20 protein-coding genes and 1 pseudogene are annotated in these 21,640 nt (G+C 67.1%); 11 read left to right on the forward strand and 10 right to left on the reverse strand.

Features of this window, described 5'->3' with window-relative positions; translation table 11 throughout:
* Window positions 1-57 precede the first annotated feature (57 nt).
* Entirely contained in the window at window positions 58-1,329 is a 1,272-nt protein-coding gene (locus tag ACQ7HM_RS04260; RefSeq protein WP_434214978.1) for an MFS transporter, read from the forward strand.
* Here ACQ7HM_RS04260 and ACQ7HM_RS04265 read toward each other — a convergent pair.
* Window positions 1,319-2,497, reverse strand: coding sequence for an ROK family transcriptional regulator (locus ACQ7HM_RS04265; RefSeq protein WP_434215626.1), 1,179 nt, complete (start codon window positions 2,495-2,497; stop codon window positions 1,319-1,321). The genes ACQ7HM_RS04260 and ACQ7HM_RS04265 overlap by 11 nt on opposite strands.
* 597 nt (window positions 2,498-3,094) lie before the next feature.
* Between ACQ7HM_RS04265 and sfnG the strand changes: the two genes are divergently transcribed.
* A complete protein-coding gene (gene sfnG / locus ACQ7HM_RS04270; RefSeq protein WP_434214979.1) occupies window positions 3,095-4,201 on the forward strand; it encodes a dimethylsulfone monooxygenase SfnG in 1,107 nt (368 codons plus the stop codon).
* Between the two features lie 3 nt (window positions 4,202-4,204).
* Window positions 4,205-5,419, forward strand: coding sequence for an SfnB family sulfur acquisition oxidoreductase (locus ACQ7HM_RS04275; protein ID WP_434214980.1), 1,215 nt, complete (start codon window positions 4,205-4,207; stop codon window positions 5,417-5,419).
* A gap of 12 nt (window positions 5,420-5,431) precedes the next feature.
* On the opposite strand, the gene ACQ7HM_RS04280 is transcribed toward ACQ7HM_RS04275, so the two are convergent.
* Entirely contained in the window at window positions 5,432-5,773 is a 342-nt protein-coding gene (locus ACQ7HM_RS04280) for an FAD-dependent oxidoreductase (protein ID WP_434215627.1), read from the reverse strand.
* A 395-nt stretch (window positions 5,774-6,168) separates the two neighbouring features.
* Window positions 6,169-7,767 carry a hypothetical protein gene (locus ACQ7HM_RS04285; RefSeq protein ID WP_434214981.1) on the reverse strand — a complete coding sequence of 533 codons (1,599 nt, stop codon included), beginning with the start codon at window positions 7,765-7,767 and terminating at the stop codon, window positions 6,169-6,171.
* 331 nt (window positions 7,768-8,098) lie between these two features.
* Here ACQ7HM_RS04285 and ACQ7HM_RS04290 point away from each other — a divergent pair.
* Window positions 8,099-8,320: pseudogene (locus ACQ7HM_RS04290) on the forward strand (SfnB family sulfur acquisition oxidoreductase); the annotation flags it as partial.
* A 188-nt stretch (window positions 8,321-8,508) separates the two neighbouring features.
* On the opposite strand, the gene ACQ7HM_RS04295 reads toward ACQ7HM_RS04290, so the two are convergent.
* Complete coding sequence (locus ACQ7HM_RS04295; protein WP_434214982.1) at window positions 8,509-9,969, reverse strand: DUF222 domain-containing protein; 1,461 nt, start codon at window positions 9,967-9,969, stop codon at window positions 8,509-8,511.
* Between the two features lie 287 nt (window positions 9,970-10,256).
* Window positions 10,257-11,042 (reverse strand): alpha/beta fold hydrolase, encoded by a 786-nt coding sequence (locus tag ACQ7HM_RS04300; protein WP_434214983.1) that lies wholly within the window; start codon window positions 11,040-11,042, stop codon window positions 10,257-10,259.
* A 37-nt stretch (window positions 11,043-11,079) separates the two neighbouring features.
* Here ACQ7HM_RS04300 and ACQ7HM_RS04305 point away from each other — a divergent pair, with 37 nt between their 5' ends.
* Together ACQ7HM_RS04305 and ACQ7HM_RS04310 are read left to right on the forward strand one after the other, a co-directional pair.
* Window positions 11,080-11,550: a nucleoside deaminase gene (locus ACQ7HM_RS04305; protein ID WP_434214984.1), complete on the forward strand. Its 471-nt coding sequence runs from the start codon at window positions 11,080-11,082 to the stop codon at window positions 11,548-11,550.
* Window positions 11,551-11,589: 39 nt separating this feature from the next.
* Window positions 11,590-12,627: a sigma-70 family RNA polymerase sigma factor gene (locus tag ACQ7HM_RS04310; RefSeq protein WP_434214985.1), complete on the forward strand. Its 1,038-nt coding sequence runs from the start codon at window positions 11,590-11,592 to the stop codon at window positions 12,625-12,627.
* A 16-nt stretch (window positions 12,628-12,643) separates the two neighbouring features.
* Here the strand turns inward: ACQ7HM_RS04310 and ACQ7HM_RS04315 are convergent, their stop codons facing one another.
* Window positions 12,644-13,054 (reverse strand): VOC family protein, encoded by a 411-nt coding sequence (locus ACQ7HM_RS04315; protein WP_434214986.1) that lies wholly within the window; start codon window positions 13,052-13,054, stop codon window positions 12,644-12,646.
* Window positions 13,055-13,201: 147 nt separating this feature from the next.
* On the opposite strand from ACQ7HM_RS04315, the gene ACQ7HM_RS04320 reads away from it, so the two are divergent.
* From ACQ7HM_RS04320 to ACQ7HM_RS04330, 3 genes are all read left to right on the forward strand, one after another.
* A complete protein-coding gene (locus ACQ7HM_RS04320; RefSeq protein WP_434214987.1) occupies window positions 13,202-14,455 on the forward strand; it encodes a sensor histidine kinase in 1,254 nt (417 codons plus the stop codon).
* Window positions 14,448-15,113 carry a response regulator gene (locus ACQ7HM_RS04325; protein WP_434214988.1) on the forward strand — a complete coding sequence of 222 codons (666 nt, stop codon included), beginning with the start codon at window positions 14,448-14,450 and terminating at the stop codon, window positions 15,111-15,113. Before ACQ7HM_RS04320 ends, ACQ7HM_RS04325 begins: the two co-directional genes overlap by 8 nt.
* 85 nt (window positions 15,114-15,198) lie before the next feature.
* Window positions 15,199-15,759, forward strand: a complete 561-nt coding sequence (locus ACQ7HM_RS04330) for a hypothetical protein (RefSeq protein WP_434214989.1) — start codon at window positions 15,199-15,201, stop codon at window positions 15,757-15,759.
* Between the two features lie 9 nt (window positions 15,760-15,768).
* Here the strand turns inward: ACQ7HM_RS04330 and ACQ7HM_RS04335 are convergent, their stop codons facing one another.
* On the reverse strand, window positions 15,769-16,110 hold the full coding sequence (locus ACQ7HM_RS04335; RefSeq protein WP_434214990.1) for a helix-turn-helix domain-containing protein: 342 nt from the start codon (window positions 16,108-16,110) through the stop codon (window positions 15,769-15,771).
* Window positions 16,111-16,196: 86 nt separating this feature from the next.
* Window positions 16,197-16,955 (reverse strand): TetR/AcrR family transcriptional regulator, encoded by a 759-nt coding sequence (locus tag ACQ7HM_RS04340; protein ID WP_434214991.1) that lies wholly within the window; start codon window positions 16,953-16,955, stop codon window positions 16,197-16,199.
* A 100-nt stretch (window positions 16,956-17,055) separates the two neighbouring features.
* Here ACQ7HM_RS04340 and ACQ7HM_RS04345 point away from each other — a divergent pair, with 100 nt between their 5' ends.
* Window positions 17,056-18,573 (forward strand): MFS transporter, encoded by a 1,518-nt coding sequence (locus ACQ7HM_RS04345; RefSeq protein ID WP_434214992.1) that lies wholly within the window; start codon window positions 17,056-17,058, stop codon window positions 18,571-18,573.
* A 69-nt stretch (window positions 18,574-18,642) separates the two neighbouring features.
* On the forward strand, window positions 18,643-19,326 hold the full coding sequence (locus tag ACQ7HM_RS04350; RefSeq protein ID WP_434214993.1) for a histidine phosphatase family protein: 684 nt from the start codon (window positions 18,643-18,645) through the stop codon (window positions 19,324-19,326).
* A 26-nt stretch (window positions 19,327-19,352) separates the two neighbouring features.
* Here ACQ7HM_RS04350 and ACQ7HM_RS04355 read toward each other — a convergent pair whose 3' ends face one another.
* On the reverse strand, window positions 19,353-20,390 hold the full coding sequence (locus ACQ7HM_RS04355) for a phosphotransferase family protein (RefSeq protein ID WP_434214994.1): 1,038 nt from the start codon (window positions 20,388-20,390) through the stop codon (window positions 19,353-19,355).
* Window positions 20,387-21,616: an acyl-CoA dehydrogenase family protein gene (locus ACQ7HM_RS04360; protein ID WP_434214995.1), complete on the reverse strand. Its 1,230-nt coding sequence runs from the start codon at window positions 21,614-21,616 to the stop codon at window positions 20,387-20,389. Before ACQ7HM_RS04360 ends, ACQ7HM_RS04355 begins: the two co-directional genes overlap by 4 nt.
* Window positions 21,617-21,640 lie beyond the last annotated feature (24 nt).

A 21,640-nucleotide genomic window follows, 5' to 3' on the forward strand; every position in this document is an offset into this window, starting at 1 on the left:
CCGCTCGGGTAAGCCGTTAGCCACAGACATCATGGCGACGGGACGGACACTCCACGCATGCGACCAGCCGGCGAGCGACTCGACACCGACCAGCGTTCGGCCTTCGCGGCGAGCTATCTGGGCTGGATGATGGATGCGTTCGACTACTTCATCCTGGTGCTGGTCTACAAGGAGATCGCCGACGACTTCGGTGTCTCGCTCGACAAGATGGCCTACCTGACCACCGTCACCCTGGTGATGCGGCCGGTCGGGGCGTACCTGTTCGGGATCTGGGCCGACAAGATCGGTCGCCGGACACCGCTGATCGTCGACGTGTGCCTGTACTCGGTCATCGGATTCCTGTGTGCGTTCGCCCCGAACTACTGGGTGCTCTTCGTGCTCCGACTGCTCTACGGCATCGGCATGGGCGGCGAGTGGGGGCTCGGGGCGGCGCTGTCCATGGAGAAGGTGCCGGCGCATCGTCGCGGCTTCTTCTCCGGGATCCTGCAGGGCGGATACGCCGGCGGCTATCTGTTGGCGTCGGTCGCGTTCCTCGTGGTGAACTCGTGGCTGGGGTTGAGCTGGCGGTACCTGTTCGCGCTGTCGATCCTGCCCGCGTTCGTGAGCCTGATCATCCGGCTCAACGTCCGCGAGTCCGAGGTGTGGGTGAACACCAAGGCACTGCTGGAGAAGAACAAGACGTCGGTGCGCACGGTGTTCCTCAACCCGAAGGTGCTGCGGCGCTTCGTGTTCCTGGTGATCCTGATGGCCGCGTTCAACTTCCTGTCGCACGGGACCCAGGACCTCTACCCCACGTTCCTGAAATCCGACGAGAACCGCGGCGCGGGCCTCGACGCGACGACCGCGACCTGGATCGCGGTGATCTACAACGTCGGCGCGATCATCGGCGGGTTCGTGCTCGGATGGGCGTCGGACCGGATCGGCCGCAAGGGCGCGATCCTCGTCGGGGCCCTCCTGACCCTGCCCATCATCCCCATCTTCGCCTACTCGACCACGGCCGGGATGCTGTGTCTCGGTTCGTTCCTCATCCAGGCCGCGACCCAGGGCGCGTGGGCGTCGGTGCCCGCACACCTGTCGGAGATGTCGCCGAACGCGATCCGCGGCTTCTACCCCGGCGTCACCTATCAGCTCGGCAACGTGATCGCGGCTCTCAACCTGCCCATTCAGCAACACCTCTCGGAGCGGTGGGGCTACCCGATGGCGTTGTCGGTGACCGTCGCGGTGGCCGCGGTCGCGGTGGCCGTGCTCACCGCGGTCGGTACGCAGGCCACCGCGGTCGACTTCACCGAGGAGACCGAACCAGTGGGTGCCCCCGGTCTCACGCGGTGAGCGCGAGCGCTCCCAGCGGATCGCTGTAGATCGCGTCGAGAGCGACCGCGCCGGCGGCCTGTTGCTGCACACCGGCACCCGCCCGCGTCACGCGGACGTCGCGGTTGCTCGCCGCCGGGGTCGCCCGGACGGCGCGGGCCACCGCCGGAAGCGTCGACGGGGCGTCGGTGAAGGCCTGACCACCGAGGATCACGTGGTCGGGGTTGAAGATGTCGGCGATGAGCGACACCGCGCGACCGAGCACCTCGGCGCGCTCGAGCAGGATCGCCGAGGCGGTCTCGTCGCCTGCCGCGGCCGCGGCGTGCACGTCGTCGATGGACTCCACGGTCAGACCGGCGGCGCGGGCCGCCTCCACCACACCGGTGTCGCTGGCCGACGCCTCGAGGGTGCCGGTGCGACGCGGGTCGAGCAGCGTGGTGGGGCCGCTCGGGAAATGGCCGATCACCGGCGGACCCGCGGTCGGGGTGTAGACCGTGCCGCCGACGGTGAACGCGATCCCCACCATCTCGCGGGCGTAGAAGTACAGGAAGCTGCCGGGCTCGTCGGTCCCCACCGACTGCTGCGGGTTGACCAGTAGTTCCGCGGCGGCCATGGCCTCCACGTGCGACGCGACCGACACCGGAAGTCCGATGGTCTGCGAGAGAACCGGTCCGACGGGCGCGGCGGTCCACCCGAGTCGCGGATGGTCGACGAAACCGCCCTCGGCGACACGGCCACCGATCGCGACACCGGTCCACAGGAGCCGTTGCGACGGCCAGCGGGAGGCGAAGCGACGGGCCGACAGGCCGATCGCGGTCAGCGTCTGCTCGGGGTTGTCGCCCGCAGGGGTCGGGATCTGGATGGCGCCCACCACGCGGTGCAGGAGGTCGTGGGTGGTGATCGAGGTGACCTTGAGGCCGATGTGGATGCCGACGGTCAGGAAGTCGGCGACGTTGACCTCGAACGGCAGTCGCGGGCGACCGATGGCCCCGGCGGGGGCCAGATCGGCGCGCTCCCGCACGAGACCCGCCTTGAGCAGTGCGCTGACCTGCCGGTTCACCGTGGAGATGGACAGGCCCGACCCTGCTGCGGCGTCGTCTCGGAAGATGGGGCCCTGGAGCCGCGCGGTCCGCAACACCACGGCCGACGGGCGTGTCGACAGCTGGAGTCGGGGGGTCGCGATGTGGATGGTGGGGGTCCTGGTTCGCAGCGATTGGCCGGTCAGCGGCCCGTCGGCGACGCCGATCGCCAGCGGACGTGAACCACTACCGGGTCGGGGGCCCGACAGTCGGGTGCGGGTCTGCGCCGGACGTCGGGTACGGGTCGAGAGATGATCGAGTGAAGCGGTCATGGAGGTGTCCTCGTCGAATGTGCCACACCACGCGTGAACTGCGTGGATGTGGAGAACGAATGTCTGAAGAGAGGTCAGAGATTCGTGCGACAGAGAAGACGTGCGAACGGCAGACGGCAGCCCAACGCGGTGATCACGTAGGTGACCTCCGGGATGTACGACGTCGTGCTCGGCATGACCGCAATCTAGCAAGAGCCGCCGACCACGGCAAAGGCAGCTTCACGAGGCCTTTTCGATCACCGCGATTCCAACCCCTGCCCGTCGATCGCCGGACGGTGAGACTGGAGCGCGACCTCGCCGTCGACAGTGGTGACGCGGCGGCGCACGCTGTTCTGGGGGTGTCCCTGCCTACCCTGGAGCGAGCAGGCTCGTCCTGATGCCACCCGAGATCTGCCCACCCGACGTCCAGCAGTAACCCGAATACGAAAGACAGTGATGAGCACCGAGAAGATCGCCGACGAAGTCAAGTTCGCCTACTGGGTCCCCAACGTGAGCGGTGGCCTGGTCACCAGCGAGATCGAGCAGCGCACGAACTGGGAGTTCGAGTACAACAAGAAGCTCGCGCAGACAGCCGAGAAGGTCGGGTTCGAATACGCGCTGTCGCAGGTGCGGTACATGGCGTCCTACGGCGCCGAGTTCCAGCACGAGTCGACCTCGTTCTCCCTCGCGCTGCTCATGGCGACCGAGAAGCTCAAGGTGATCACCGCGATCCACCCCGGTCTCTGGCATCCCGCTGTGCTGGCGAAATTCGGTGCCACCGCCGACCACCTGTCGAACGGCCGCTTCGCGATCAACGTCGTGTCGGGCTGGTTCTCGGGTGAGTTCAAGGCCCTCGGCGAGCCGTGGCTCGAGCACGACGAGCGCTACCGTCGCAGCGCCGAGTTCCTCGAGGTCATCCGCAAGATCTGGACCGAGGACAACGTCGAGTTCGCCGGCGATTTCTACCGCATCCGCGACTTCACGCTGAAGCCCAAGCCACTCAACACCCCCGAGCGCCCGAACCCGGAACTGTTCCAGGGCGGCAACTCCTCGGCGGCCCGTCGCAACGGTGGGCAGTTCGCCGATTGGTACTTCTCCAACGGCAAGGACTTCGACGGCGTCACCGAGCAGATCGAGGATCTGCGCTCGGTCGCCCAGGCCCACAACCGCGAGACCAAGTTCGGTCTGAACGGGTTCATCATCGCCCGTGACACCGAGAAGGAGGCGCGCGACACCTTGCGCGAGATCATCGAGAAGGCCAACAAGCCTGCGGTGGAGGGGTTCCGCGACTCGGTGCAGCAGGCCGGCAAGTCCACCTCGGACGGCAAGGGCATGTGGGCGGACTCGAAGTTCGAGGACCTCGTGCAGTACAACGACGGCTTCAAGACGCAGCTGATCGGTACGCCCGAGCAGATCGCGGAGCGCATCGTGGCCTACAAGAAGCTCGGTGTCGACCTGATCCTCGGTGGCTTCCTGCACTTCCAGGAGGAGATCGAGTACTTCGGCGAGAAGGTCATGCCGCTGGTGCGTGAACTCGAGGCCGCCGAGAAGGTCTCGGCCTAGGTCATGACCGCATCCGTCGCCGCCCGTATCGAGACACACACCCAGGCAGTCGATTCCGCACGCTGCCTGGCTGCATGTCTCGGTCCGGGCGCGGCGGAGCGTGACCGACAGCGGTCGCTCCCCCACTCCGAGGTCGAGGCCCTCTCGGCGTCGGGGTTGCTCGCGATCACCGTCCCGGCCGCGTTCGGCGGACCGGATCTGCCGCCGTCGACGGTGGCCGAGGTGGTCCGCGTCCTCGCCGCGGCCGACCCGAACGTCGCACAGATCCCGCACAGCCACTTCACGAACCTCAACCTGCTGCGCCTCGCCGGGACCGACGAGCAGAAGGCCCGACACTTCTCCCACGTCCTCGCCGGTGGACGGGTGGCGAACGCCCACGCCGAGCGGGCGACCGCGTTCGCCGACGGCGTCGACACCCGGATCACGCGGGACGGCAGCATCTTCCGGCTCGACGGCGAGAAGTTCTACTGCACGGGAACGTTGTTCGCCACACGGCTTGCGGTGTTGGCCCGTCTCGACGAGGCCGACGGCGACCACAAGCCGGGCGAGTACGTCGTGTTCGTCTCTCCCGACGTCGCGGGCGTCGAACTGGTCGACGACTGGAACGGCATCGGGCAGCGCACCACCGGAAGCGGGACGGCGCGGTTCACCTCGGTCGCGGTCGCGGCCGACGACCTCGTGCCACGCACCCCGGCGGTGGAGGTGCCCGCCGCGTACGGCGCGTTCTCGCAGCTCATCCACGCGGCCATCGACACCGGCATCGCCGCGGGTGCGCTGTACGCCGCAGTCGATTTCGTACGGACCGAGTCACGTCCGTGGTTCGAGGCCGGAGTCGACAACGCCATCGACGACCCACTGCTGGTGCAGCGTTTCGGCGAGCTGTCGGTGCTCGTGTCGACCGCCGAGGCCACGCTCGACGCCGCGGCGCGTGCGGTCGACGCCACCATCACCTCGCCCGACGACCCGCGACTGCTCGCCGCCGAGGCCTCCACGGCCGTCGCGACGGCCAAGATCGTGTCGGACCGCGCGGCGACCGAGGTGTCGTCGGCGCTGTTCGAGGTGAGCGGAACGCGCAGCGCCGCCGACGAACTCAACCTGTCGCATTTCTGGCGCAACGCCCGCACCCACACGCTGCACGACCCGGTCCGGTGGAAGTACCAGCACATCGGCCGTTTCGTCCTGCGCGGGACGCCCCCGCCGCCCAGCGCCGTCATCTGACGCTCCCTGGGTTCAGTTCGCGGGCGTCGCGGCACCGGTGAAGAACTCGACGAGCGAGTGTGGCGCGTTCTCGCCGTAGAGCATCTCCTGCATGGCCGCCGATTCGCTGGCCGCCTCCGCACTGCGGGGGAACATCGTCTGTTCGTACGTCGCGATCGCCGCATCGAGGTCGTCGGGATGCGCCGCGACGGCCAGCCCCAGATCGGCGCCGTCGATCATCGCGAGGTTCGCTCCGTCGCCGGCCGGCGGCATGAGATGCGCGGCGTCGCCGACGAGCGTTACGCCCGCTCGCGCTGCCCACGAATGCCCAACGGGCGGGCCGTGCAGATGCAGTGGATTGGGCCAGCCACACAGTCACAGGACGTCGATGCGGCGACTGACAGCACCGATCTAAACGGGTAGGTGCCCATCAGTCGACGGCCACAATTCGGTTGGAATATCGATATCAACCTCTGTCCGCCCAGACTCCCGCGCCGCAAAATGCTCCGACAAGATCCGCCTCGCAATATCTTTTTGCGAGGCTACGGAAGGGCCGGATCCCTTTAGAATCGTTATCGCCGCGTCCACCTCCGCTTCTGACGGTGGTACGCGGCCGACGGCAGACCACGTGTCTGGCGCCGACCAACCGGGAGGAGGAGTTAGGGAGTCGCCTCCCCTGTGCCGAGGTGCTCCGTCTATCCGCGTTTGAGTAGCCACTTAGGAACCTTTCCAGTCTAACTATAGCGTACACAAAGTCGAGCTAACCCCTCTTACAGAGAACGCGTCAGCAGTTTGTATTGCACCCAGCCCCTAAGCATCCAGGTTCCAATTATAGTGACACAATTCACCGCTTGTATCGAAAACAGGATTGCCCATCCGCGAATCGACAGATCGCCGCTACGAACACAAGTCACGAAATTTTCAAGATTGCATGCGTCTTTGTTAGCGAAGAGGTAGACGCAACACGCGGCAAGTGAACATATAATTGTCAAGGTGGAAGATACTTTCGAAATGAGAACGTCTCCGACAAGTCGATTCGTCGACGTAATGCCCAACCAGGCAGCAGAAGCAGCGGGGAAGGCAAGAAGGGCAGCAACCAAGTCCGTGCCGGACGCGCTTCCATTTCCCAACCGGATCCACATCGAAATACCGATAAGCATCAGCGCAGCAAGCGCGATGATGCTGGCGACACCTACCGACCCCGGAATGCGCTCGTAGAACTGGCTCGCCAGGATCTTTCCTTCAAGCCTGTCTGTTCCCCGAAAGTAGATTTGCGAACTAGTCTGTCCCAGACGCTTTTGAACTTTACCGTTTATTCCCACCAGCGAGGCCGTACCCGCATTCGGCCGATCCTTATCCAGGATATCGTGAACGCCGAGATACGTCCCACCGGGACCCACGACTTGAAGATGGTAGCTTTGCGCGAATGCCGCATTGTCGAGACTCCAGTAAACGTTCGGGGGATTTACTCCCGTCAGCTTTCGTATGACATCGACCGGATTCGACCGGGCTACGCCGGTCGGGCGGGGTATTACTTGTTGTCTGGTGGTAAATCTATGCTGGACACACTTGCAAAGAGGATTACTTTCAGGCACGAGACGACACGCCTCAACACCAATTGCATAGTTTTGGGCTAGCGTGCGAACAACCTCGGCAGCTAACAACAAGTCGGGACTCACACCGACGAGATGCGACGTAACCTTCTGTACGTCCTCGACCTCGTTAGGCGTATCCGACGTAAGCAGAGACGTTAGGATCTCGGACAGGCTCAGGTTATTCGCGAATTTTGTCAGATTGAGTGCCGGTCTTTCTGTCAGACGGTTGTCGACCGACGCGTCCATTGCTAGACGCTGAATTGAGGCGACCGTATGTACAGCTAACCGATCTCGAGTAACAGTTGAGATTCTAACCTCACCTGAATCGAATACATTTAAATCATGGGCTAACTGCCCCCGCGGAACAAAAAGTACGGGAATGATATCTTGTTTCCTGATTTCTTCGGGACCGACGGACATTGTTACGGACGACGTGACTGCCAGTTCGCGCTCGCCCACCTCTACGCGTTCCGACATCCGGTTGATTAGCGCTCTGTCCCTAGATAATAGGCGCAAATGCATCCTAGCCTGATCAGTCGAAAGCGCCGAGGCAACACTGCTAGCGTCGGCGACCAGATGGCTAGTGTTAGTGGGCGCCGAACTTAGCGTTAATCGCGAGCGAAGGGATTTTTTCCACCTTAGGAACAAATAAATTATAAGAAGAACTATTTCGGCGAATGCGGCTGCGATGGCGAGCGTCCATGACAGAGGAAAGAATACTGGCGCTAGGACAAGCAGCGCCGCTGCAAACATTGCTAGCGCGGTGGCGCCCATGAACTTGCCCAACTGTAATCCCCCCGTCCAGACTGCACGCTTCTTGAGCGCTCATCATCCAGCCTTTCGTCCAGATTGAAGCAGATCCCGGTTCGTTTCGTATGTTCGGATGACCGAAGTTGACAGCGTTTGACACTAGTCTTCGGACAAAGTCACAGAACATCACCGTTAGGATTTCGGTGCGCTGCGGGTTCGGCCGAGCACCGAGATTCGCCGTTAGACGCTGATCGGGTCATCTTGGCCTCACTGGCCCACACCCCGTTCGCCTTCCCTGTGCCGACGCCGACTCCCCCCGTTTTGCAAGACTGCTCCTGGGGTATGACTGCACTGGATTCGCGCTGCGGAGATCGTGTCGGACCGCGCGGCGACCGAGGTGTCGTCGGCGCTGTTCGAGGTGAGCGGAACACGCAGCGCTGCCGACGAACTCAACCTGTCGCATTTCTGGCGCAACGCCCGCACCCACACGCTGCACGACCCGGTCCGGTGGAAGTACCAGCACATCGGCCGTTTCGTCCTGCGCGGTACGCCCCCGCCGCCCAGCGCCGCCGTCTGACGCTCTGGAAGGTCGCAGCGTCGTCGCAGTCGGAAGTGGCTTGGCTGAGTGTGTGGAAAGCCGGCACGGCTGAGTGGGTGGAAAGTCGAGCAGAGTGTGCTGGCAGCGCGCAGTGACCGGCGAGAAGAGCAGCGCACACTCGGCGAAGGCTTTCCGCACAGTCAGCGGCGGTAGAACACCACCACAGATCAGGCCGCCGGGTAGAGGTGAGCCCGCGGCCAGGTGATGGCGAACGCCCGACTCACCACAGGGACGGCGTCAGGTGGGTTCCGGTATCGCTCGAGGAGTTCGTCGATCCGGTGTAGATGATTGGCGCGCAGGGCATCGGGTGGGTCGGTGTTGCGGCGCCAGCCATAACGGCCGCGGTCGGGTCCGTCGGTGATCTTCTCGGTGGTCCACTGATGCGGTTCGGTCCCGACGGCCCGGTTGTGGCGACCGCAGGCCGGTGCCAGATCGGTGACGTCGGTGAGTCCCCCGTCGGCCCAATCGTTTTCGGCATGGTGCATCTCGGTGTGCGCGAACGGGACCGGGCAGTCGTCTTTGCTGCAGCCGCCGTACTTCGCGAAGGCCATCAACCGTTGTGCTGGTGAGGCGAGGCGCCTGCCGCGGCCGAAGAACAACGGCTCGTTGGTGACGTCGCTGAACACCGCGAGATGCGGCTGGGCGTCAGCGGCCAGAGTCACCACATCGCTGATCGGGAGGTCGCTCCCGGTCGCAGTACGTGCGACGCCGGCGTATTCGCGGAGTTGGGCATCGGTGATGGAGACGATGATCTGCGGCGGTAGTCCACGATGCGATCCGCCGAGGAGTCCACCGTTGACTGCGGCGTCGAGCAAAGCTTTCAGCGCATCGTGATTGCGCTGACTCTGCGAGCGGCAATCACGGTCAGCCGCTTCACGCACCACATCGCTGCTGATCTCACTGCCATCGCCCCGGGGTGATTGATCGTCGTCGGGATTGTTCATCCCGGGCGCGGCCCACTTGGCGAGAACCACGTCGAACAGGGCACGCGTGATCGGATCCAACGTGGCGGTCAACTTCGGCATCAACTGCGAATCCTGGCAGCCGAGGTTGAGTTTTCGATTCCGTGATCGATCGCGGTCGTCGGTCAAGCGGCCGTCGGGGTCGAGGTGGGCGAGGATGCGCACGCCGGCGGCGGCGATCTCTTTCGGCGTGAGCGTGGTCGCGAACTCGGCAAGCGTCTGCTCGGCAAAGGCACGGTGATCGGGTTCGATCGCAGTCGGGATCTTGTTCATCACGTCGAGGACTGCGTGGACGTGGTCGGGGCCGATGGTTCCGGCGGCGAGTTCGCGTGCGGTGTTCGGACAGACCGGTGGGAGTTTCTCACCGGTCATCGCGTGCATCGGTTCCAGCGCCTGCACTTGTGTCAGGCGCTTCTTCGGTTGTGTGATGCGCAGTTTCGTCTGCAGGAACTCGGTGAGGTTCACGCATCCGACGGTGCGGTACGCGTCGCGGTCGGAGACCTCGATGATGCGGCGGTTACCGATCGCCTCCAACCGCCGCGCGATCCGTTCGTGCCGGATCGCCACCTCGGCGACCGTCTCCTCGTCGTAGCTGTCCGACGAGTCGTCGTTCATCTGGTCGAGGAGTTGTTCGAGGGCAGCGTATTTCGCCAAGAGATCGTTCACGGACTGCCCCCCTCCCCAGGTGGTTCTGTACATCCCAGATTAGCACGGATGTTCGAAACGCGGGAGGTTGATTTCAGTGAATAGTGTTGAAGGCTGGTGTATTTCGGTTGTCTGGTCGCGTTGTACTGCCGCTGACGGTGCGGAAGCCGGTCGTCGAGTGTGCGTTGTCTCGCGGCCGGGTCACGCCAGGCGGTGAGCACACTCGACGGCCGTTTCCACACAGTCAGCACAACCACTCGACGGCCGTTTCCACACAGTCAGCACGACCACCCGACCGGCCGTTTTCTTCAGACGGGGAGGGTGTCGAGCCAGGAGTGGAGATGGTGGTGGGTGAGAACAGGGTGTTCGAGATGGATGTTGTGCCCGCACCGGTCGGCGATGACCACGGTCGCGTTCGGATAGTGCTCGGCGAGATCGAGTTGATTACGCCAGCCGACGACGGTGTCGTTGCGCCCCAGCATCATCAGGACGGGTCCGAGGAATGGCGGGCCCATCGCCTCCGGTGACTGTGACAGCGCCGGCCGGATCCGTTCGGCGACGTCCGGGTTGCCCGCGCGCAGACCCGGCAGCACGTACTGCTCGAACCGACGCCACACGTCGGCGGTCTGTCGCGTGGTCACCGCGGTGAACTGCTCGCGGTCGGCGTCGGTGAGGCCGGCCAGGAGGCCTTCGGCGACCTCGACCGCCCGTGCCTCGGGAAGACGACGCGAGGGGATGGGTTCGGCGGTCGGACACAGCATCGCCACTCCGAGAACCTGTTCCGGTCGGCACACCGCGAGCCTTCGGGCCAGGCCGGCCCCGAACGAGCTGCCCACCTCCGCGAACGGACGACCACCGAACTCGCGGTCGATGAGGTCGTCCAGGTCGGCTGCGATGTCGTCGGCGTGGGATATCGACGGGCCCCCGGCCGCCGTCCCGAACCCGAGCAGGTCCACGAACACCCGACGCCAGCCACCGGAGTGCGCGGCGAACGACTCGTCGAGCGGCAGCATGATCCGGTGGTCGACGGCCCAACCGTGCACCATCAGCACCGGGACACCGGATCCTCGGGTGAGTACGGGGTTGCGAGACACGGACGCAATCCAACCGCATGTTGTTACGGTCGGGGACGTGGACGACTCGGGTTTCCTGCTCCAGGCCATCGACCTCGCCGAACAGGCTCGTGCGAGTGGCGACCACCCGTTCGGGGCGGTGCTGGTGGGTCGGTCGGGCACGGTGGTCGGCAGCGGCCTCAACACCGTGGTGACCGATCGCGATCCCACCGGCCACGCCGAGACGAACCTCGTGCGCACGGTCGGCGGTCGCATCAGCCGCGAGGATCTGTCGACCATGACCATGTACACCAGCACCGAACCGTGCGCGATGTGCGCGGGTGCCATCTACTGGGCCGGCATCGGAGCGGTGGTCTACGCGCTGGCCGAGTCGGAACTGCGCGAGCTCGCGGGCGCCAATCCGGCCAACCCCGTCCTCGACCTCCCGTGCCGTGAGGTCTTCGCCCGCGGGGTGCACGATGTCGAGGTCCGCGGCCCCGTCGACCTCCCGCAGGCCCGCGCGGTGCACGCCGGTTTCTGGTCCCCGTAACCGCTGCGCAGCTGTCCGATTGTTCGTACCCTGGCACGCATGACAGCCCAGCCCACCGCACCGGCAGCGAAGACATCCGCTCAGACGGTCACCGACCGTGAGTTCCTCGAGATCATCGAGCCCTACCGGCGCGAGATCATGGCGCACTGCTACCGCATGATGGGCAGCCACCACGACGCCGAGGATCTGTTGCAGGAGACCTACATCCGGGCGTGGCGCGGATACGCGGGCTACGACCAGCGGGCGTCGGTGCGGACCTGGCTGCACAAGATCGCCACCAACACCTGCCTCACCGCGCTCGAGTCCAGGAAGCGCCGCCCGCTCCCCAGCGGCCTGGGTGGCGATGCCTACGACCCCGAGGCCCCGCTGCTGCAGGACCACGAGGTGCCGTGGCTCGAGCCCTACGCCGACGACACCGCGGCGCCGCCGGAATCGGCCGACCCCGCGCAGGTGGTGGGGTCGCGCGAGTCGATCCGCCTCGCGTTCATCGCCTCGTTGCAGCACCTGCCCGAACGTCAACGGGCCGTCCTGATCCTGCGCGACGTCCTCGCGTGGCGGGCCGCTGAGGTCGCCGACACCCTCGGTCTCACCGTCGCGACCGTCAACAGCCTGCTGCAGCGGGCCCGCGCTCAGCTCAAAGAGGTTGCACCCGAACGCGACTCGGTGACCGAGCCGGACGAGGCGACCAAACGCGAGACGCTCGAGCGCTACGTGGCCGCCTTCCAGGACTACGACGTCGAGGCCATCGTGTCCCTGTTCACCGACTCCTCCATCTGGGAGATGCCGCCGTTCACCGGTTGGTACCTCGGCGGCGAGCAGATCGGCACGCTGATCCGCGGCAACTGCCCGGCCGAGAAGGCGGGCGATCAGATCCTGCTGCCGACCACGGCCAACGGTGGGCAGCCGGCGTTCGGGCTCTACATGATCGGCGACGACGGGGTGCACCGGCCGTTCCAGCTGCAGGTGCTCGACCTCGCCGCCGACGGCTCGGTGCGCCACGTGGTGGCGTTCTTCGCCGGCGACCTGGTGGCCGAATTCGCACGCTTCGGCCTCCCGGCCACCGCGTCACACGACTGACGGATCGGAGCCGGGATCAGTCGGCGGGCAGCTGCGAGGTGTCCATCCACACGACCTCCCACGCGTGCCCGTCGAGGTCACGGAAGCTGCGGCCGTACATGAACCCGTGGTCCTGCGGATCGGTCCACGGCGACCCGCCGGCCGCGAGGGCCGCGTCGGCGAGCGCGTCGACGGCATCGCGGCTGTCGGCGGAGATGGCGAACAGTGCCTCGCGGGACGTCGCGGTGTCGACGATGTCGCCGTCGGCGAGGAACGAACGGAACCGGTCGGTCTGCAGCATCATCACCGTCGCCATGTCACTGAGGACGACGCTGATGGTGGTCTCGTCGGAGAACGTCTCGTTGATGTCGAAGCCCAGTCCGGTGAAGAACGTTCGCGAGACGGCGACATCGGCGACGGGAAGGTTGACGAACAGCATGCGGGACATGGGAGCTCCTCTGTCGTACGGTCGCCGCGGGTTCGCGGCGGGTCACCGATGAAGACCCGAGTCGACGCGAGAACTCATCGGCGACGCCTCGGATCAGTCTTTGGCCGGATGCGCGCGACGACGTCGATGGGTCACGATGAGTCCACCATGTCGATCTCTGCGATGCCGGGTCCCGGGACCCCGCCGGCCCACGGGCTGCGCCGACCCTGGCTGCCGGGCGCGGTGCGCGCAGAACTGGAGGACGATCCGCGACCGCTGACCGGCCGGCGCAGCCCCCGCGACGTGGTCGTCGACATCGTCGTCATCGTGCTGGCCGCGTTCATCGGGCTGGTCGGCGCGCTGCCCTATTTCCACGGCCACACGATCGATCTGCCGATAGACCTGACGGTGGGCGCCGTCGGGTGTCTGCTGCTGCTGTGGCGCCGTCGCTGGCCGGTCCCCATCGCCATCGTCATCAACGTGATGTCGATCCCGTTCGCCGGGGCAGGGGGTGCGGCGTACCTGGCGATCTTCTCCCTCGCGGTGCACCGCCCGTTCCGGTACTCGATCGGGGTCGGGGCACTGGGCGTCGGCGCCGGACTGCTCAACCTGGCCATCATCAACGACGAGAACGGCTTCTTCTTCAACGCCACGTTCCTGGTGCTGTTGATCGCGGTTGCGGTGGGCTGGGGAACGTCGGTGCGCAACCGTCGCCAGCTGCTCATCTCGCTGGCCGAACGTGCCCGGCGCGCGGAGTCCGAACAACGGGAGCGACTCGGTGCCGCCCGCGCGACCGAGCGCGAACGCCTCGCCCGCGAGATGCACGACGTGCTCGCCCATCGGATGAGCCTGCTCTCGGTGCACGCGGGGGCTCTCGAGTACCGACCCGACGCAGCCCCGGAGGACATCGCGCGGGCTGCCGGGGTGATCCGCAGCGGCGTGCACCAGATGCTCGAAGATCTGCGCGACGTGATCCTCATGCTGCGTGAGGAATCCGACGATCTCGCCGCGAGAACGCAGTCGCTGACCGACGTTCCCGGTCTGTTCGCCGAAGCCCGTCAGGCCGGTGCCGTGATCACCCCGCACATCGAGGTCGACCGCGGCGACGACGTCCCGGGCGTGGTGGGGCGCGCGGCGTTCCGGATCGTGCAGGAGGGACTGACCAACGCGCGCAAGCACGGTGGCCGGGTGCCGGTGGCCGTCGACATCACGGGCGGGCCGGGACGCGGCCTGTCGATCTCGGTGAGCCAGCCCCTCAACCACAGCATCGGACTACCCGAGATACCCGGTACCGGAACGGGTCTGACCGGTCTCCACGAACGCGTCAACCTGGCCGGGGGTGAACTGGTGCACGGCGTCGTCGACCACCGGTTCGTGCTGCGGGCCCGACTTCCCTGGGAGGCAGGTGCGGTGAATGCCTGAGGCGATACGACTCCTGCTCGTCGACGACGAGTGGTTGGTGCGCGCGGGGCTGCGCACGATGCTCAGCGGTGACGCCGGCATCGAGATCGTCGGCGAGGCGGCCGACGGCGACGGGATCGCCGAGTTGGTCGCCGAGACCGGCGCCACCGTGGTGCTGATGGACATCCGCATGCCCGGGGTGAACGGGCTGGCCGCCGCCGAGCATCTGTGCGCGTTGCCCTCTCCGCCGCATGTGGTGATGCTGACGACCTTCGACGCCGACGACCTGGTGGTCGCGGCGTTGCGAGCCGGCGCCAGCGGGTTCCTGCTGAAGGACACTCCGCCGGCCGATCTCGTCGCGGCCCTGCACGCGGTGGTCGCGGGCGATCCGATCCTGTCGCCGCAGGTGACGCGGCGGTTGATCGAGCAGGTCACCGAACCCGACCGCGACGCACGGTCGGCCACCGCGACCCGGCAGATCGCCGAGCTGACCCCGGGTGAGCAGCGTGTGGCCGTCGCTGTGGCACAGGGCCTCTCGAATGCCGACATCGCTCGCGAACTGTTCGTGACGGTGGCGACGGTGAAGAGCCACATCTCGCACATCCTCGACAAGCTCGCACTGACCAACCGCGTGCAGATCGCGTTGCTGGTGCACGATGCGGGAGTGCACCGCACCTGAGCTACCGGTGTCCGTTGTGTCCGATTGGTGCGCAATGGGTTTCGGACCACTAGGTGGTCGGGCCCCGTTGTGGTAGGCAATGTCGATGAAGAAGTTGCTGACCGTCCTCGTCCTGCTGCTCGCGCCGGTGCTGATCGTGTCCGGCTGCAAATCGTCGTCGGATTCGGCGTCGAGCAGCGCCGCCCCGACCAGCACCGCGGTGGCCGGTTCCGCCGACGCGAGTTCGAGCGACTGCCCGACGAGCAACACCACCTCGTTCGCGAAGACCAAGTTCGTGCTGCACAGCGGTCTCGCGTTCGGTGCGTTCCACCGCTACCTCTACAAGCCGTACAAGGCGGGCACGTTCAAGAAGGGTGCCGACGGCCGCATCACCGCCACGGTCAAGGGCGGTGTCGCGGCGCTGTTCATCAAACGTGAGGTGCGCCTGGCGAGCGAGGACGTGAAGGCGAACCCGACGCTGTGCAAGGCGATCGCCGCGCCACTGGCGAAGGTCGGCGACACCGTGCAGGCCGCGTTCGACAAGCTCAAGGGTGGTGACGCCTCCGGGGTCGACGCCGTGAACTCGTCGATCAGCTCGATCAGTTCGTCGTCGAGCAAAAACGGTGTCGACATCACCGAGGACGACAACCCCGACATCGGGGGCTGAGCCGGGCGATCAGGCGACGGCGCGCATGGCGACCTTGTCGCCACCGGGGTGCGCGGCCGGCGCGGGTGCCGGGATCGCGCGGGTCGTCATCTCGGTGAGGAGGTCGACGAGGTTGCCGCCGAGTGCGCGGGTGACCGCGCCGACGACCTCCGACGACGCCTCCTTCTGGCCGCGCTCGATCTCCGACAGGTAGGTCATCGAGACGCCGGCGCGGTCGGCGACATCCTTGAGGGTGCGTTCCTGACGGCGTCGTGCCGACCGCAGGGTGTCGCCGAGCAGCTGTCGCAGGAGCGGGGGCGCAGGGGCCGGTTCCGGGTCGGCCGGGGCCACCACGTGGAGATGATCTGCCATCGATGCCTCCGGCTGTCGTCGGGATACGTGCTCCCCAACGTAGTGCGGCTCCGACACCCCACGCCGTACCGACGAGCCGATTCCGCTCACAGCGGATCACCTCCGGCGACGGCGTCGATCCGCGCCGCGACACCGTCGAGCACGACGTCGAGGCCGAACGCGAGTTCGTGTTCGTAGAACTCCGATGGCGCTCCGGCGCGGATCTCACGGGCGGCGCCCAGGAGGGCCGGGTACCGCTCCTCGTCGACGATCGCGGCGATGGTCGACTCGTACGAGCCGTCGTCGGGTGTCGGCGTCCCGTCGGGTCGAATCGCCCCGAGCTGCATCGCCTGACGGACGTGGTTGCGGACGAAACCGTCGAGGACGAGCAGCGACGACAGGGTGTCCTGCGCCCCGAGTGACGTGGCCTCCAGCGCACGCACACCCATCTCGGTCCAGGCCAGGACGTACGGGGTGAGCGGCGCGGAGTTCAGCGGCACCGACACCACCCACGGATGCGCGACGAGGGTATCGGCCAGCGCGCGCGCCCATCGGTACGTCCTCGTGCGCCAGTCCTCGGTCGCACGCCAGCGCAGGGTCGGCGGGCCGTAGGCCTCGTCGAGCATGACCATCAGCAGCTGGTCCTTGGAGTCGACGTAGCGGTACAGCGACATCGTCGTCATCCCGAGCGCGGCGCCGACGGCCTTCATCGAGACCGCGTCGAGTCCGTCCCGATCCGCGATGGCGACGCCCGCCGCACCGATGTCCCTGATCCCGACACCGGGTTTCGGTCCGCGCCGCACCTTGACCTCGCGGTCCCACAGCAGTTCGAGATACCGCGGCAGGGCGGGGGCGTGGCCGGTCATGCCGCCATCGTAGAGGAACTGCTTGCGCGGTACGCAGATCACTCCTACCATCAGCGTGCGTCATAAACAGTTGATGCAATACACAGATCAGGAGTTGTCGATGTCCTCTCGTCTGTCGCCGTGGTGGGGCCTGGTCGCGCTGTGCCTGCCGATGCTGCTCGTCTCCATGGACGTCTCCGTCCTGTTCTTCGCCGTCCCGTTCATCTCCGCCGACCTCGATCCCAGCCCCGCACAACAACTCTGGATCTTCGACGTCTACGGATTCGTGCTGGCCGGACTGCTGCTCACGATGGGCGCCGTCGCCGACCGCGTGGGTCATCGGCGGCTGCTGATGGTGGGCGCCGTCGGGTTCAGCGCCGCGTCGATCCTGGCCGCCTACGCCGACACCGCCACGACCCTCATCGCCGCCCGCGCGCTGCTCGCCGTCGCCGGCGCCACCCTCATGCCGTCAACCCTGGCGCTGATCCGCCACCTGTTCGACGACGCGAAGCAGCGGGCCACGGCGGTCGCCACCTGGTCGGCGGTGATGTCGGGCGGGGTCGCGGTGGGCCCAATCATCAGCGGCGTGCTGCTCGAGCACTTCTGGTGGGGCTCGGTGTTCCTCATCAACGTCCCGGTGATGGTCGCGCTCGTGGTCGCCGGGCCCCTGCTGCTGCCCGGCGGCACCGGCGACCGATCCCGCCGGATCGATCTCGTGAGTTCGGTTCTCGCGCTGGCGACACTGTTGCCGATCGTGGCCGGGGTGAAGTCGCTGAGCACCGACGGGATGAGCGTCGCCCGTGTCGGTCTCATCGCCGCCGGGGTGGTGGCCGGGGTCGTCTTCGCGTGCCGTCAACTCCGCCTCACGCACCCGCTGATCGATCTGCGGATGTTCGGCGACCGTCGCTTCGCCACGTCGATCTGGATCAACCTGATCGCCATGTTCGGCGTCATCGGGAACGCGATCCTCATGACGCAGTACCTGCAGTCGGTACTCGGGTTCTCCCCGCTGCGCGCCGCGCTGTGGAGTCTGGCGCCGAGCGTGGTGGTCGCCTTCGCCGCACCCGCCTCGACGAGCCTCGCCGCGCGCTTCGGCCGTCCCGCGGTGATGAGCGGTGGGCTGCTCGTCGCCGCCGCGGGGTTCGCGGTGCTGGCCGCCCTGACCGGCACCGCGTCGCTCCCCGCGGTGCTCGTCGGCGCGGGTCTGTTGGCGGCCGGACTGGTCGCGACGACCGCGCTGGTGGCCGATCACGTCGTGGGCGTCGCGCCGGCCGACCGTGCGGGGTCGGTCGCCGGGTTGCTCGAGACCACCAGCGAACTCGGCGGTGCGCTGGGCATCGCCGTGCTCGGTTCGGTCGTCAACGCGCTCTACCGTGCCGCCTTCCCCGATGGTGTTCCCGGGGCCGACTCGGCCGCACGCGAGAGCCTCGCGGGTGCCGTCGCCACGTCCGGTCGCATCGGCGGTCTCTCCGACGCCGGCCGCGACGTGCTCGACGCAGGGCGCGAGGCCTTCGTCACCGGACTGCACGGAGCCGCCCTCGTCGGCGCCGTGATCCTGACGATCACCGCGGTCGCCTGCGCGCGGATGCTCAGGACCCGCGCCCATGCGCCCCAGGCCAGGAGGGATGTCGCCGCGTGAGCGCGATCCGACCTGCCGGTGGCGCACCCGATGCGCCGCCGGCAGGCCTTCGGCCGCGATGATGGACCCATGGGTGTTCTGTATCTGGTCCGGCACGGACAGGCGCGCGCGCAGGCGTACGGCGCGGGGGCGTGGGCACAGCACGAGGGCGGCCTCACCGAACTCGGCGCCGAGCAGGCACGCCGGGCCGGGGTGGCGCTCGCCGCACGCGTCGGACACATCGACCACGCGGTGTCGGGTGATCTGGCCCGACAACGCGAGACACTCGCCCGCATCCTCGCCGAGTTCCCCACCGCTACGGAGGTGGCCCCCGAACCCCACCTGGACCCACGGTGGAACGAGTACGACCTCGAGGCCATCATCAGCGACACCGACCGCACCGAGAGCCCGACGGAGAAGCGGTTCCAGGCCCACCTCGACGACTCCCTGCGGGACTGGATCGCCCGCCGGGTCGTCGGGTCCGAGACGTGGGACGACTACCGGTCACGCGCCGACGCCGCGATGGACGACGCCGTCGCGCAGGCGGGTTCGGGTCGCACCGTGCTGGCCGTCTCCTCGGCCGGGACCATCTGTGCCGTCCTGGCCCGCCTCTGGGGTCTCGACGACGAGCGCTGGCTCACGTTGGCCCGCACCATGATCAACACCTCGATCACGAAGGTCATCGTGGGCGGGTCGGGGTGCTCGATCGTGTCGATCAACGATCACGCCCATGTCGATCTCGTCGCCGACCGGTCGCTGATGACCTTTCGCTGACCGATCCCCGTGCGCGCAGTCGGACCTCAGTCCGAGGTCTGCAGCGCCCGGAGTCCCGCGGCCATGAACTCGGCGGTCGCCTCGGCGGCCCTGTCGGAGTTCGATCCCGACGACGAACCCTGCAGGGCCCGGTGGGTGATGCCCTCACCGATCACCCCGAGCTTGAAGTTCGCGAGCGCGAGATAGAAGTTCCAGTGCGCCATCTCGATCCCGGCCGCGGTCGCGTACCGCTGGGCGAGTTCGTCGGTGTCGGGGTACCGGTCGCTGGTCCATGCCGCCGACAACCCGAGCACCCGGTCGAAGATGGGCTGCCGGTAGACGCACATCAGGGCGACGTCGGTCATCGGGTCGCCCAGCGTCGACATCTCCCAGTCCACCACGGCGCGAACCACTCCCGGATCCTCGACGCCGAGGATCGTGTTGTCGACGCGGTAGTCGCCGTGCACGATCGCGTTCGCACTGTCGGCGGGGATGTTCTCGGCGAGTGCCGCGGCGAGCTTCTCGACGTCGGGCAGGTCGCGGGTCTTCACGATCTCCCACTGCCGGGTCCACGTCTTCACCTGCCGAGCCACGAAACCCTCCGGCCGACCGAACTCTCCGAGACCCACCTCGACGTGGTCGACCGCGTGCAGGTCGGCCAGGCTGCGGATGAGCGCATCGACGTTGCGGTCGAGTGTCGCGTCGTCGAACGCATCGAGGTCGGCGGCGGACCGGATGACCGTGCCGTCCACGAAACCGACGACCGTGCACGGCGCGCCGAGCACGTCACCGTCGGCGTCGAACGCGACCGTCGGGGCGACCGGGACCGCGGTGCCCTGCAACGCAGAGGTCACCGTCCATTCGCGGTTCATGTCGTGGGCCGACGGGGTGAGACCGCTCGTCGGTGGGCGGCGCACCACCCACTTCGTGGTGCCGTCGGAGGCGATGAACGTGAGGTTCGAACGGCCACCGGCGATCAGCTCGACGTCGAGATCGCCGGCGAGGTCGATGCCCTGCGCACCGAGAAATCGCGTCAGTGCCGCGACGTCCATGCCGGGGAGGTCGGCGGAACCGGCCGCGGTCATCGCGCCGTCTCGGTGCGGTCGTTCTCCTGATCGATCCTCTTCTTCGCCTTGCCCACAGCACGTTTCGCCAACGCCCAGCGGTGCACCTCGGACGGGCCGTCGTAGATGCGGAACGGCCGCAGCTCCTGCTGCAGACGCGCCAGCGGCAGGTCGTCGGTCACGCCGGTGCCGCCGCACATCTGGATGCTGCGGTCGAGGACCCGTGAGTACGCCTCGGCGGCGAAGGTCTTCGCGATCGAGGTCTCGTCGCCGGCGTGGTGGCCGAGATCGAGTTCGTGGCAGGCCTTCACGAGCAGCGCGCGCGAGGCGGCGAGGTCGATCACGTTCTCGGCGACCATCTGCTGGATCATCCCCAGATCGCCCAGCCGGGTGCCGAACGCGTCCCGTCGGGCGACGTAGTCGACGGCCACCTCGTGCGCCCGCACGGCGACCCCGAGCCACCGCATCACGTGCGTCATGCGGGCGGGTCCGAGCCGGACCTGCGCGTAGCGGAAGCCCTCGTCGACCTCACCGAGCACGTTCTCGTCGGGCACGAACAGGTCGTGGAACCGGATCTCGCAGTGCCCGCCGATGCCGGCCTTGTCGATGGTGCCGACGTGACGGACGATCTCGATCGCCGGATCAGGTGCCGGCGCGAGGAACATCGTCGCCCCGCCCCGACTGCCGGGCTCGCCCGAGGTGCGCGCCATGATGATGTAGAAGCCGGCCCCGTCGGCGCCGGTGATGAACCACTTGTGGCCGTTGATCTTCCAGCCGCCGTCGGTGCGGGTCGCCGAGCTCCGCAGGGCCGAGGGATCGGCGCCGGCTCCCGGGGAGGGCTCGGTCATCGCGAACGCCGACCGCACGTCACCGGCGGCGAGCGGGGCCAGGAACTGCTGCTTCTGACCCTCGGAGGCGATGTGGGCGAGCATGTGGACGTTGCCCTCGTCGGGGGCGTTGATGTTCAACGCGAACGGGCCGAACACCGAGCGTCCACCGGCCTCGAACACCGGCGCGCGGTCGGACATGTTGTAGCCCAGTCCGCCGAACTCGACGGGCGCGTGCGGCGCGAAGATGCCCGCCGCCTTGGCCTTTCCCTGCATCTCCACGCGGAGGTCGTCACCCCCGGCCGCGGTCAGGTCACCGCCGAACTCGTCCTCGAGCGGCAACACGTACTCGGCGATGAACCGCTCGGTGGCCGCGACGGTCTCGGTCACCTCCGTGTCGTATCGAAGTTCGACAGCCATGGCGTACTCCTCCTCGGTCCGCTG

This window comes from Williamsia sp. MIQD14, from assembly GCF_051025635.1.
Lineage (GTDB): Bacteria > Actinomycetota > Actinomycetes > Mycobacteriales > Mycobacteriaceae > Williamsia_A.